Source organism: Microbacterium sp. cf046, from assembly GCF_900114345.1.
In the GTDB taxonomy this organism is placed as follows: Bacteria; Actinomycetota; Actinomycetes; order Actinomycetales; family Microbacteriaceae; genus Microbacterium.
The window spans coordinates 741,965-754,646 of record NZ_FOZJ01000003.1 but is presented as its reverse complement, the minus strand read 5'-3'; the positions used below and the strand labels follow the sequence as shown (position 1 = coordinate 754,646).

Genomic DNA, 12,682 nt, shown 5'->3' with positions numbered 1-12,682 from the left:
GCCGTGCGCCTCAGGCACTCGGCACGCCGAGCGCGTCCCGCCCGAGGGCGATGAGCGTCGCCTCCGGGGTCAGCGGGTGGAACGCCGCCGCCCGGATGTCGCGATAGCAGCGCTCGATGATCGAGCCCTTGAAGAACGCGCTCCCGCCGGCGATCTGCATCGCGAGGTCGCACACCTCGACTCCCGCTCGGGCGATCTCGGCCTTGGCCGTCATCACCGCCAGGAAGCCGTCGTAGGACGGAGCAGGGTCATCGCCGAGCTGACTCAGCGCCCCCTCCAGCGCCCACTCGGCGACGCGCAGACGCTCGCGCATCAGGCCGATCGTCCGCTGCACGCCGGGGTCGTCGGGGCTGCGGCCGGCGATCCGCAGCGCTTCCGCGTAGGCCGCCTCGGCGACGCCGAGGTAGGCGCCGCAGATGATCGAGAACCCGATGCTCGCGATCACCTGCAGCGGCGGATCGACGACACCGTACGGTCGGTCGGCGAGCACCCGCTCCGCCGGCACGAACACGTCGGTCAGGACGACGTCGTCGCTGGCGGTGCCGCGCATGCCGAGGACGTCCCAGTTGTCGGCGACCTCGACCCCCTCAGACGCCAGCGGGATCGCCATGTTCAGCACGCGCATGCCTCGCTCGGGATCGTCATAGGGGAACATCGTGGACATCACCGTGCCGCTGGAGGACTGACTGACGAATCGCTTCCGGCCGGTCACGCGATACCCGCCGTCGACCGCGACCGCCTCGCCGGCGGGGTGGGTGAAGTCGCCGCCTCCGGTGGAGACCAGCAGGATCTGCTCGTCCGCGATGCGACGCAGGGTCGCTTCGGCGCCGGGCAGGCCCCGTCGGTACCGCCAGGCCGTGAAGCACGTCACGTGCTGGTGCATCGAGCTGGCCAGTGCCGTGGCACCGCAGTGATGGCCGAGCTCGCGCTGCAGGGCGGCGAGCTCGCGGATCGTTGCGCCGTCGCCGCCGAGCTCCGCGGGGACACCTGCCCTGAGGAGGCCGACGTCGCGCAGCGCGTCGTACGCCTCGGAGACGAACGTGCCCTCGCGGTCGTGGCGCTCCGCGTTGGCCGCGAGGATCGGTCCGATCTCGCGCGCGCGGTCCAGCAGGGAGGCGGATGTGGTCTGGGAAGTGGGTTCTGTGATGGTCATGACTCCAGCATCCGCGCGGCGATCGGGCCCATCCAGTGCACGATCGCGACCGGGCCGGTACAGATTCGGGACTACCGCTCCCCCCGCTCGCGGGGGGACCATGGATGCATGGCGGATTACGGGCGGTACTGTCCTGTCGCGATGGCCAGCGAAGTGATGGCCGACCGATGGACTCCCCTCATCGTGCGCGAGCTCGTGCTGGGCAACACGCGATTCAACGACATCGCGCGTGCGCTGCCGGGGATCTCGCGCTCCCTGCTCGTCCAGCGGCTTCGCCACCTGGAGCGCAACGGCGTGCTCGAGACGTGGCCCTCACCGACGGGTCACGGGAACGAGTACCACCTCACTCCGGCGGGACGGGACCTCGAGCGGGTGATCGACAGTCTCGGCCGGTGGGCGATCGAGTGGCTCTTCGACGAGATGGAGCCGCACGAGGTCGAGCCGACCACGCTCATGTGGTGGATGCACCGCCGGATCGACCGTGACCGGTTCCCGCCCCGCCGCGTCGTGATCGAATGGCGGCACACCGCGCCCGCTCCCGAGACGATCTGGTTCGTGCTCGAGCACGGGACGGTCTCGGTGTGCATGCAGCATCCGGGCTTCGACATCGACCTCGTCGTCACGATGGCGACCGCGGATCTGGCCGACGTCTTCCAGGGCTACCGTCGCTGGCAGGAGGCGGTGGATTCCGGGGCGATCTCGGTGAGCGGTCCTCCGCGCCTGGTCAGCGCCCTCCCCACCTGGTTCGTGTGGAGCCCGTGGGTGGATGTGACGAGCGCCCGCGCGCATCGGCCGGTGACGGCCTAGCCGGGCGTGCCGGATCGCCCGCGCGGGATGCCGTCGCGCAGCTCTGCGAAGACGTCACGCGCGTCCTCGCGCGTCGCGAGCGGAGCGGACTGACCCGCCCAGAGCGAGAGCAGCTCGCCGCGGTCCTGCGTGGCGGCCACGCTGCGGAAGGCACCCGTCAGCCAGTTCTGCGCCGGGAACGGCGCGATCATCCCGATGGTCTCGATCTCGCGCATGGCTCGATTCGGGATGCCGCGGGCCAGACGGCCGCTCATCGCCCGGGTCAGCACCGTGCTCGTGTCGGTTGCGTCGGCGATCGCCGCGCGATGGGACTCGGGAACGGCCGACTGGCGCGTGCGAAGGAACGCGGTCCCGACCTGGACGCCGGCCGCGCCGAGGGCGAATGCGGCCGCGACTCCGCGCCGGTCGGCGATGCCTCCGGCGGCGATCACCGGCACGCGGACCGCGTCGACCACCTGCGGGATCAGCGAGATCACCCCGACGAGGGACTGCTCGGCCTGCTGCAGGAAGGAGACGCGATGGCCCGCCGCCTCCGATCCGCTCGCGACGATCGCATCGACTCCCGCGCGGTCGAGCGTCACCGCTTCGGCGACGGTGGTCGCGGTGGCCACCACGAGTGCGCCACTGCGGTGGGCGCGCTCGATCACGGTGTGCGAAGGGACTCCGTAGACGAAGCTGACGACCGAGGGATCGGCATCCAGCACCGCGTCGAGCTGGTCTTCGAAAGGGGGGATGAAATCCGGCGGCGGAGTCGGGTGCTCGACCCCCAGCACGTCGTACAGGGGCGCGAGCGCATCGATGTACGGCGCGAGATCGATGTCTCCGGGCGCCACCTCGTCGCCGGTCGGCATCCACAGGTTGACCGCGAACGGCCGGTCGGTGGCCGCGCGGAGGCTCGCAATCGTGTCCCGGATGCGGTCAGCCGAGTTTCCGTACAGGCCGAACGAGCCGAGGCCGCCTGAGTTGCTCACCAGCGCGGTCAGCGCCACCGACGACGCGCCGCCGAACGGTCCGAGCACGATGGGCTCGTCGATCCCCAGGAGGTTCTCCAGCGTTTCGGGCATGGCGCTTCCCTTCGCGGTCCAGGCATCTGACGCTACGCTCCGGCCGAACGCCCCGCAGGGATGTGACGCCGTGACTGCCTGTGTTGCGCCACCGCTCGGTCGGCGGCCGGGCGCCGCTGGCGCAGGCACAGCACGAGCATGATGGCGCAGGAGACGAGATAGAACGTGTGCAGCGCCCAGATCGGGCCGATCGGCAGGGTGAACACGTACAGCGAGTACACGACGTTGGCTGCGTTGATCATGACCAGGCTGGAGAGGCTGTAGGAGGAGACGTCCCGCGTGCGCAGCGCCTTGCGCAGCATCGGCAGGTTGCTGACCGCGAAGACCACGGTCGAGACCGTGCCTGCCACGATCGGGATGTCCATGTGCGCAACGCTAGGCCGGGGTCGACATCGGTCGCTTCGGCAGAACCGCCCAACTTCGCGCGACAGCGCGGTGGGCAGGATTATGCAGACGCGCCGTCCCGGGCACATATGCAGTCGCCTTCTGCGAGCGGTCGGGAGCCCGTCAGATGAGGCCGTGCTCGTACGCGTATGCGGTCGCCGCCGACCGGGTCGACAGACCGAGCTTGCCGAAGATGTTGCTGAGGTGCCGGGCGACCGTCTTCTCGCTCAGCGACAGCCGCTCCGCGATGCCCCGGTTGGTGAGCCCGGTCGACACGAGTCGCAGCACCTCGACCTCGCGGGCGGTGAGCGTGCCGGCGGGGCGCTCGCCGGTCAGGATGTTCAGCTCCGCGAGGGCCGACCGCGCGCCGAGATCGACGAACACGGCCCGCGCCGCATCGAACTCCGCGGCCGCGGCCTCGGTGTCGCCGAGCGCACTGAGAATCCGCCCTCTGAGCACACCGCACGATGCCATCTCATACGGGGCCTCCAGCGCAGACCAGGAAGCGCGCGCCGCATCCACCGATCCGAGGGCGCGCTCAGCCTGGCCCTCATCGAGCAGCACGCGTGCCTCGCAGGCGGCGACGACAGCCGCAAGCAGTGTTGTGGGGGCGGACCGTTGGAACGCGCTCAGTTCGTCGGCCGCGCGTCGCGCCGCAACGACATCGCGCGCCGCCGTCTCGATCTCGACCACGGCCGGCAGCAGCCGGCGGCGGACGGCGTCGTCGGCTGCCGCGACCCGTTGGCGGATCATCGTCTGGGCGGTTTCGGCATCACCCTCGGCCAGACGCAGCAGCGCGAGTCCCGGCTGCGGATCCCACCCGGTCTCGGCGGCGCGACGATAGCGGTCATCGGCTGCACGGAACTCACCGCGCAGCCGATGCAATTCGGCCAGCTGGTGGTTCGCCACGAATCCGGCGGTGAAGTCCCCCGCCCGCAGGCGCTCCTCGGCGAGATGGGCCGCAGCGGATGCTTCGGCCCAGGAGCCGTGGAGCAGGAGCAGCTGGGCACGGTAGGCGTGCGCCTGCCCGCTGTACGCCACGAGCTGGGGCTGCGCGCCGCACCATTCGGCGAAGTACGCGGTCCATTTCTCGGCTCGGTCCAGGTCGAATCCCTCGTGCCAGACGTCGAGGACGATCCTGAAGAACATGCACGTCGTGATGGGTGACACCTCACCCCGGCGGACAGCGTCCATCGCGGCGTCGAGGCCCGCGAACCCCTCGGCGGTCCGCCCGATCGTCGTCAGGGCCTTGCCGCGGCCGAACGCCGCGTGCGCTGCGAGCTCGAGGTCGCCGGTCCGTTCGGCGATCGCGCCGATCGCGTCGAATCGCCGGATCGCCTCAGGGATGTCCCCGACGAACATCGCGGTGAAGGCTGCGGGGACGAGGGCGACGAACCCGCTCACCGAGCCGGAGTCACCCAGTCGCTCGACCAGACGCAGACCGCGCGCGATCCAGTTCGCGCTCGACGAGACTTCTCCCACCTCGAGCAGCTCGAGCGCGAGCCAGCCTGCGGTGCGGGCGGCGCCGACCGTCTCGTCTGAGGCGAGATACGACTCGTGGGCGCTCGTCAGCGCCTCGAACGCGGTCGTGGGCCGACCTCGGAGGAACGACGCGGTCGCGAACAGCTCCAGATCCGGCGCGGACAGACCGGCGGGGTCAGCCGACCGGGCTTCGGCGAATCGATCACAGGCCTCGCTCCACCGGCGCGCCGCAGCCGCGGATCGGCCCCGCTCGATTGCACCGGACGCGGTCATCACCCTCTCCCAGGCACGACGATCGCCCGCCGGCTCGGCGCTCGCATCGTGTCGGAACGCTAGCGCCGCGGCGATGGCCGCCGCAAGACCCTCGCGGCCATCGCGCAGGCGCGGGCACAACCGCGGGGATCTCCCGGACACGCCGCGGTGCGGCATCGGCGTCGGAGTGTCGGCCGAGATCCCCGCGATCACGCACGGCGTGGCGACGACGAAGGGGCCCCGCCTTCCGGCGGAGCCCCTGGCGTATCGCTGTCGTCTAGAGAGCGTTGACGTCCAGCGGGATGCCGGGACCGAAGGTGGTCGAGACGGCGCCCTTCTGGATGTAACGGCCCTTCGAGCTGGACGGCTTGAGGCGGATGATCTCCTCGAGCGCAGCCTTCAGGTTCTCGTCGAGCTGGTCGGCCGAGAACGACGCCTTGCCCACGACGAAGTGGACGTTGGCGTGCTTGTCGACGCGGAACTCGATCTTTCCGCCCTTGATCTCCTCGACGGCCTTGGCCGGGTTCGGGGTGACCGTGCCGGTCTTCGGGTTCGGCATCAGGCCGCGGGGGCCGAGCACCTTGCCGAGACGACCGACCTGGCCCATGAGCTCGGGGGTCGAGACTGCGGCGTCGAACGACGTGTAGCCGCCGGCGACCTTCTCGATGAGCTCGGCGCCGCCGACCTCGTCCGCACCTGCGGCGATCGCGGCCTCAGCGGCCGGACCGGTCGCGAACACGATGACGCGGGCGGTCTTGCCGGTGCCGTGGGGCAGGATGACGGTGCCGCGCACCATCTGGTCGGCCTTGCGCGGGTCGACCGCGAGCTTGAGCGCGACCTCGACGGTCGAGTCGAACTTCGCCGAGCCGGTCTGCTTCGCGAGCGTGACGGCCTCGGTGGGCGTGTAGAACTTGTCAGCCGCGATCTTCGCAGCAGCTGCCTGGTAAGCCTTGGACTTGGTAGCCATGATCGTTATCCCCCTCAGTCCTCGACCGTGATGCCCATGGAACGAGCGGTGCCGGCGATGATCTTCGAGGCGGCCTCGATGTCATTCGCGTTCAGATCGGGCTGCTTGACCTCGGCGATCTCGCGCACCTGCGCCTTGGTGAGCTTGGCCACCTTGGTCGTGTGCGGGGTCGGCGAGCCCTTGGCGACGCCGGCTGCCTTCTTGATCAGCTCGGCTGCCGGGGGCGTCTTGAGGATGAACGTGAAGCTGCGGTCCTCGTAGACGGTGATCTCGACGGGGATGACGTTGCCACGCTGCGCCTCGGTGGCGGCGTTGTAGGCCTTGCAGAACTCCATGATGTTGACGCCGTGCTGACCGAGCGCGGGGCCGATCGGCGGCGCCGGGTTGGCGGCGCCAGCCTTGATCTGGAGTTTGATCAGGCCGGTCACCTTCTTCTTGGGTGCCATTTCCTTTTCCTTTCAGCGAGCGAGCCGACCCCTCGACGAGCGCAGAGACCGGTTCGTTCTCCCGCACGTCCGGCATCTCCGGACCGCGGTGAGTCGGCGCACGCCCGAAGGCACGCGCAAACCGATCCAGTTTACCTCATCCGCGGGACAGCGCCGTGCGCTCGGACAGACCCCTCCGGAGCGCCGGCTTGTCGATCTTCCCGACCGGGTTCTTCGGGATCTCCTCGACCAGGGTGATCCGCGCGGGCCGCTTGTACGCCGCGAGCGCGTCCGACACGTGGTGTGCGAGGTCATGGGTGGTGACCTCCGAGCCCTCGCGGAGCGCCACGAACGCCACCGGCACCTCGCCCAGCACGTCGTGCGGCGCACCGACGACGGCGACCTCGTGCACGTCGGGATGCGAGTAGAAGGCGTTCTCGATCTCCTTGGGGTACACGTTCTCGCCGCCGCGGATGATCATGTCCTTGATCCGGTCGACGATCTGCAGATAGCCGTCCTCATCGAATCGGCCGATGTCGCCGGTGTGCAGCCACCCGCCGACGATCGTGCGCGCGGTCTCCTCGGGGCGCCCGAGGTATCCGGCCATGACGACGGGCCCGGCGATCACCACCTCCCCCCGTTCCCCTCGGGGCACCGGATCGCCGCTGTCGTCGACGACCTCGACCCGCTGGCCGGGCAGCGGCAGACCGACCGTTCCGGGCTTGCGCATGCCGCGCAGGGGGTTGATCGTCGATGCCGTCGTCGTCTCGGACAGCCCGTAGCCCTCCACGATCTTCACGTCGAAGTGCTGCTCGAAGCGGTGGATGGCCTCGGCCGGCATCGGCGCCGCGCCGCACACGGCGAAGCGCACTGACGACATGTCGGGGTGGACCTCATCCGCCGCGGAGTTGAGCATCGCGTAGATCGCCGGAACCGCGGAGAAGAACGTCGGCCGGAACCGCTCCACGTCCGCGAAGAAGCGGTCGCGCGCGAACCGCCGGGAGATCGTGACCTGCCCGCCCGCGCGCAGCGGCGACAGCGTGCCCAGCACGATCCCGTTCGCGTGGAACAGCGGGAGGATCAGCAGTCCGTGGTCGCGGTCGTCCAGCTCGAACCATTCGATGAAGGAGGCGGTCATGGCGTCGAGGTTCGCGTGGGTGAGCATGACGCCCTTGGGGCTGCCGGTCGTGCCGCTCGTGTAGATCAGCAGCGCCAGGTCACCGTCGGCGAGTCCGTCCGCAACGGGGACGTCGGCTGACGGCGACGCGTTCAGCTCACCCAGGGTCAGCGTGGGGACTCCGAGGTCGTGGCGCACCTCCTCGGCGACGAGCACCTTCGCCGCGGCGTCCTCCACCTGGTACGCGGCCTCGGTCGGGCCGAGGACCGGATTGATCGGCGTGACGACGGCGCCGATCCGCCACGCGGCCAGCAGCACCAGGATGAGCTCCACGCGGTTGGACAGGAAGACGGCGACGACGTCGCCGCGGCCGATCCCGCGGTCGGCGAGCGCACCGGCGACCTGCTGCACACGCGCGCGCAGCTCGGCGTTCGTGAGCGCCACCGCCTCGTCGCGGATCGCGGGCGCCTCGGGCGCGTGATCGGCGCGCGAATCGGGAAGTGTCGAGAAGTGCATGTGTGGATCTCCGTCGGAGAGAGGGATGCCGCCCGCTGGGGTTCGGGCGGCATCCCGAGCCATCAGACCCTGGTGATCACCGGAGCGGAGACGAGCCCGAATCCGCGCAGCTGGCCGAGCAGTTCATTGTGCCCGAACGCCTGACACGCGGAGGCGAATCCGACGCGGTGCGGTGTCTGCTGGATGAGCGAGTAGGCCGCGAACGCCTGCAGGAGTCCGGTCTGCTTGTAGTTGCTGTTGCCGTGGATCACGACGTGCGAGCGGCCGAGCGGGCCGGACGCGTGCACCGAATCCACGGAGCGGTTCATGCGCGGATTCTCGCGGGGCGGCATGTCGGCCTGCAGCGACGCGGCGATGTCGCCGAGCGCCTTCTCCTGCGCGTCGGCGTCCAGCGGTCGCAGCTGCTCCTCGAACATCTGCACCGTCTGCCCGACGCCTTCCATGACCGCGCGATTGAGCACGCCGCCGATCGAGCGCACATTGCTCACGCGCGGATCGTTCTGGAACCAGATCGGGTGCGACATCCCTCCCCAGGGCACCGCGATCGCGAGCTCGTGGTAGCCGGGGACCGGAACGTCGAACGCGGACGTATGATCCCACTCGACGAGCTTGTTCTGCTCGAGGTAGAACCAGTCGGCCTTGAGGATCGTGAAGATCGTCTGGGTCGACGCGTAGGTGGGCAGTCCCTTCCACAGCACGAGGATGTCGAGGGTGTCGTAGCCGCCCGGCTCGAGGGCGATGTTGGCGGCGATCTCGCTCACGGTGTACATGTGGGCGACGCCGGGTGCCAGCAGCAGACCGGCTTCCGCGAACTGATCGCCCCACGTGTCGCGGGCATGCAGCACCCAGTCCTGCTCGCCCGTGGTGTCGGTGTAGTGCGCGCCGATCTTGAGGGCCGCAGCGACCACCTCCGGTCCGAATTTGATGAACGGGCCGGCGGTGTTGCAGATCACCTGGGCGCCCTCGAACGCGGCGGCAAGCGCCTCCGCATCGTTCTCGACGCCGATGATCTCGTAATCCGCGGTCTCGATGCCGGGGATCTTGTCGACGACCGCACGAACGCGATCCGCGTCGCGACCGGCGGCCACGAAGGGAACGCCGAGTTCGCGGAGGTACTCGCAGATCAGTCGACCGGTGTATCCGCTGACGCCGTAGACGACGACGGGCTTGTCTGTGCTCATGCGCTGACCCTCACATTCCCATTGCGCCGTCGATGGACAGCGTGACCCCGTTGATGAACGCCGCGTCCTCGGAGAGGAGGAACGCGACGCCGTTGGCGATGTCGTCCTCGGTCGCGAGCCGCCCCGAGGGCGTGAGCGAGACGACGGCCCCGACCGCGGCATCCACCGACGGGAACAGGCCGAGCTCCTCCATGTCGACGGCGAGCTTCGCGCCCATCGCGTTGGGCACCAGGCCCGGGCAGACCGTGTTGACCCGCACCCCGTAGCCCATCCGCCCCGACTCTGCCGCGGCGACCTTGGTGAGCCGGTCCACCGCGGACTTCGATGCGGAGTACGCGGCGATGCCGGGGAAGGCGATCGTGGCGGCCACGGAGGCGATGTTCACGATCGCGCCGCCGGCGCCCGCGGATCCTTCGGGTCGCATCGCGCGGAAGGCGTGCTTGATGCCGAGCGCGGTGCCGAGGACGTTCACCTCGAGGATCTTGCGGACCCCCTCAGGGTCGAGGTCGACGAACAGGTCGGAGATCTCGATGCCCGCATTGTTGACGACCCCGTTCAGGCCGCCCAAGGCTTCGACGGCCTCGGCGCTCGCCCGCTCCCAGGATGCGTCGTCGGTCACATCGAGTGCGATGAACACCGCCGTGCCCCCGTCCTGGGTGAGCGAAGCCACCGCCTCTGCGCCGGCCCCCTCGTCGATGTCGGCGATGGCGACGGCGCCGCCCCCGGCGAGGATCGCCTGGGCTGTTCGAAGCCCGAGCCCCTTCGCTCCTCCGGTGACGAGCACTCGGGCTCCCGTCAGATCAGCGGTCATGACTGCTCCATTTCTTTCGACTTTGAAAGTGGTGGCCTCAGCACACCAGAAAACTGGACGAGTGACAAGCAGAATTCAGACAGTCGTCCAAAATTCTTCGCGAATGACTGGGTCGGGCGCGATCCGCCGCGTATCATCGACGAAACACGCCGGAAGGAGAAGTCATGAGCACCTCAGCAGAGCGCGCCGAGCGGGCCGCAGCGAACAAGTTCGAAGTGCGACGGCGCGAGCTCGCCGACTCCGCCCTCGCCGCCATCGCGGAACGCGGGTTCGCGAACACCGGCCTGCGGGACGTCGCCGCGCGCAATGAGCTCTCCACCGGCATCCTGCACTACTACTTCGACGGCAAGGACGACCTGATCGCACAGGCGATCTGGCAGTACAAGTCGGAGTGCGCGCGTCGCTACGACCCGATCGTGGAGACGTCCGCGTCCGCCGACGAGCTGGTCGAGCGGTTCGGCGTCGAGATCTCCGCGACCCTGCGCGACGAGTCGGACATGCACCGGCTCTGGTACGACCTGCGCAATCAGGCCCTGTTCGAGGAAGGCTTCCGCGACACGATCATCGCGATCGACGAGCTGCTGACCGACATGGTGTGGGCGGTCGTGGAACGGCACGCGCAGCTTCGCGGCGCCACCCCGAACATCGATCGCGACACGGCGTACGCCCTCTTCGACGGTCTCTTCCTGAACTGCCTGATCAGCTATCTGCGCGGCAATCTCGCTGCGCTCGATCAGGTGCGCTCCCGGACGCAGGCCCTTCTGGCGGCATCCGTCTGAACAGACGACAACGCCCCGCCGGTCGAAGCCGGGCGGGGCGTTGTGCTGACGTCGTGCGTCAGAGCTTGGTGACCTGGTCGAAGCTGAGCTCGACCGGCGTCTCGCGCTCGAACAGCGAGACGAGGACCGTGAGCTTGCCGCTCTCGGGCTTGATCTCGCTGATCGTGCCGGGCAGGCCCGCGAAGGAGCCTTCCTTGATCGTGATGGTCTCGCCGACCTCGAAGTCGACCTCGGCCGGGATGCTGCGCGCAACCGCGTGGCCGCCCTTGGCCGCGGTGCCCTTGGCAGGAGCGACCTCCTTGACCTCGACGAGGGACTTCAGCATGTTGAAGGACTCTTCGAAGCGCAGCGGGGTTGGGTTGTGCGCGTTGCCGACGAAGCCGGTCACGCCGGGCGTGTGACGCACGACCGACCAGGTGTCTTCGTTGAGCTCCATGCGCACGAGCACGTAGCCGGGGATCCGGACGCGCGTGACCATCTTGCGCTGCCCGTTCTTGATCTCGACGACGTCCTCCATCGGGACCTCGATCTGGTAGATGTCCTCTTCGACCTCGAGCGTCGACTTGCGCTGCTCGATGTTGGCCTTCACCTTGCGCTCGAAGCCCGCGTACGAGTGGATGACGTACCACTTGCCGGGCAGGGTGCGCAGTTCGGCACGGAAGGCCTCGTAGGGGTCTTCCTCGGTGTCTTCGCCGTCGTCCTCCGCGTCCGCGGAGTCGAGGTCGCCCTCGACAGTGGCCGCGTCCGCCGCGTCGACGGAGGCCTCGACGTCGTCGACGACGCCGGCGGCGGCATCCACCTCCGCGACGAAGTCCTCATCGAGAACGGGCTCGTCCTCGTCGCCGTTGATGTCGGGACCGTCGTAGGGGGTGACGTCGTCGGCGTGCACGGCGGCGTACGCCGCGACCTCCTCCGCGAGCGAGTCGGTGAGGACCTCCGCCGCAGCCTGGGCCTCGTCGGCCTTGTCGATGTTCAGAGCGTCATTCACGATCGCGTCCGCCTCCGGGTCGTCGATGTCGATGTCGTCGAGATCCTCGAGGTCGTCCTCACCGTCTTCGACGATGTGGACGGCCAGGTGCTCGGCCGGGGTGTTCGCGCGGTCCTCTTCGAGGAGGATGTTGCCCTCCTGGGCCTCGTCGTCCTCCGAAGACTGCTCCGCAGCGGTCGCCCAGTCGGCGTCGTCGACATATCTTTCAGACAATTGCAATCTCTTCCGTTTCGTGGGCGTCGGATTCGAAGATCCGCCCCGCGGTGCACATCACGTGGGTCAGGAGGGAACGCCGAAGACGATCGTGGTCACCCAGACGAACAGCAGATCGAGGCCGTAGACCAGCGCCATCATGACGACGACGAACCCGAGCACGACACCCGTGTACTTGATCAGCTCCTGACGGGTCGGCGTGACGACCTTGCGGAGCTCCGCGAACACCTGACGGATGAACAGAGCGATGCGAGCGAAGACGTTGGGCTTCTTCTCGCGGGGCGCGCCGTTTGCGACGACCTCGCCGCCCTTCGGCTCGTCTTGAACCATCGAACCCACCTGATTACCTTCCATGTGTCAGCTTCGGCTGACGCGCAGGGCGGACAGGAATCGAACCTGCAACCTGCGGTTTTGGAGACCGCTGCTCTGCCAATTGAGCTACCGCCCTAGAGGCCATCGGCCTCGGGATGCCCACAGTCTTCCACCGCAACCTGTATGAGAGGGAGCCTGCCCGAACGGCGGGCACGGCAAAAGAATGCAGAC

The 12,682-nt window shown here is 68.8% G+C and carries 13 protein-coding genes and 1 tRNA gene; 2 read left to right on the top strand and 12 right to left on the bottom strand.

What is annotated here, in order from left to right; translation table 11 throughout:
- Nucleotides 1–10 precede the first annotated feature (10 nt).
- A complete protein-coding gene (locus BM349_RS15950) occupies nt 11–1,153 on the bottom strand; it encodes an acyl-CoA dehydrogenase family protein (RefSeq protein ID WP_091708188.1) in 1,143 nt (380 codons plus the stop codon).
- A gap of 108 nt (nt 1,154–1,261) precedes the next feature.
- Here BM349_RS15950 and BM349_RS15945 point away from each other — a divergent pair, with 108 nt between their 5' ends.
- On the top strand, nt 1,262–1,960 hold the full coding sequence (locus BM349_RS15945; RefSeq protein WP_091708186.1) for a winged helix-turn-helix transcriptional regulator: 699 nt from the start codon (nt 1,262–1,264) through the stop codon (nt 1,958–1,960).
- Here BM349_RS15945 and BM349_RS15940 read toward each other — a convergent pair.
- From BM349_RS15940 to BM349_RS15905, 8 genes are all read right to left on the bottom strand, one after another.
- Nucleotides 1,957–3,024, bottom strand: a complete 1,068-nt coding sequence (locus BM349_RS15940; protein ID WP_091708184.1) for an NAD(P)H-dependent flavin oxidoreductase — start codon at nt 3,022–3,024, stop codon at nt 1,957–1,959. The two genes, BM349_RS15945 and BM349_RS15940, sit on opposite strands and share 4 nt — an antisense overlap.
- A 32-nt stretch (nt 3,025–3,056) precedes the next feature.
- Entirely contained in the window at nt 3,057–3,389 is a 333-nt protein-coding gene (locus BM349_RS15935) for a hypothetical protein (RefSeq protein WP_217645683.1), read from the bottom strand.
- Nucleotides 3,390–3,531: 142 nt separating this feature from the next.
- Complete coding sequence (locus BM349_RS15930) at nt 3,532–5,163, bottom strand: helix-turn-helix transcriptional regulator (RefSeq protein WP_175525329.1); 1,632 nt, start codon at nt 5,161–5,163, stop codon at nt 3,532–3,534.
- Nucleotides 5,164–5,419: 256 nt separating this feature from the next.
- Entirely contained in the window at nt 5,420–6,109 is a 690-nt protein-coding gene (gene rplA / locus BM349_RS15925; protein ID WP_091708180.1) for a 50S ribosomal protein L1, read from the bottom strand.
- Nucleotides 6,110–6,123: 14 nt separating this feature from the next.
- Complete coding sequence (gene rplK, locus BM349_RS15920) at nt 6,124–6,555, bottom strand: 50S ribosomal protein L11 (RefSeq protein WP_036302113.1); 432 nt, start codon at nt 6,553–6,555, stop codon at nt 6,124–6,126.
- A 136-nt stretch (nt 6,556–6,691) separates the two neighbouring features.
- Nucleotides 6,692–8,167: a class I adenylate-forming enzyme family protein gene (locus BM349_RS15915; protein WP_091708178.1), complete on the bottom strand. Its 1,476-nt coding sequence runs from the start codon at nt 8,165–8,167 to the stop codon at nt 6,692–6,694.
- Between the two features lie 62 nt (nt 8,168–8,229).
- The gene (locus BM349_RS15910; RefSeq protein WP_091708177.1) at nt 8,230–9,348 is read right to left on the bottom strand and encodes a DUF5938 domain-containing protein; all 1,119 of its coding nucleotides are present in this window, start codon (nt 9,346–9,348) and stop codon (nt 8,230–8,232) included.
- A gap of 10 nt (nt 9,349–9,358) precedes the next feature.
- Complete coding sequence (locus BM349_RS15905) at nt 9,359–10,159, bottom strand: SDR family NAD(P)-dependent oxidoreductase (protein ID WP_091708175.1); 801 nt, start codon at nt 10,157–10,159, stop codon at nt 9,359–9,361.
- A gap of 164 nt (nt 10,160–10,323) precedes the next feature.
- Here BM349_RS15905 and BM349_RS15900 point away from each other — a divergent pair, with 164 nt between their 5' ends.
- Nucleotides 10,324–10,938: a TetR/AcrR family transcriptional regulator gene (locus tag BM349_RS15900; RefSeq protein ID WP_091708171.1), complete on the top strand. Its 615-nt coding sequence runs from the start codon at nt 10,324–10,326 to the stop codon at nt 10,936–10,938.
- Between the two features lie 58 nt (nt 10,939–10,996).
- On the opposite strand, the gene nusG is transcribed toward BM349_RS15900, so the two are convergent.
- From nusG to BM349_RS15885, 3 genes are all read right to left on the bottom strand, one after another.
- Nucleotides 10,997–12,139: a transcription termination/antitermination protein NusG gene (nusG, locus tag BM349_RS15895; RefSeq protein WP_091708169.1), complete on the bottom strand. Its 1,143-nt coding sequence runs from the start codon at nt 12,137–12,139 to the stop codon at nt 10,997–10,999.
- 66 nt (nt 12,140–12,205) lie between these two features.
- Nucleotides 12,206–12,469 (bottom strand): preprotein translocase subunit SecE, encoded by a 264-nt coding sequence (gene secE / locus BM349_RS15890; RefSeq protein ID WP_091709437.1) that lies wholly within the window; start codon nt 12,467–12,469, stop codon nt 12,206–12,208.
- Nucleotides 12,470–12,514: 45 nt separating this feature from the next.
- Nucleotides 12,515–12,587: transfer RNA gene (locus tag BM349_RS15885), tRNA-Trp, on the bottom strand.
- Between the last annotated feature and the right edge of the window lie 95 nt (nt 12,588–12,682).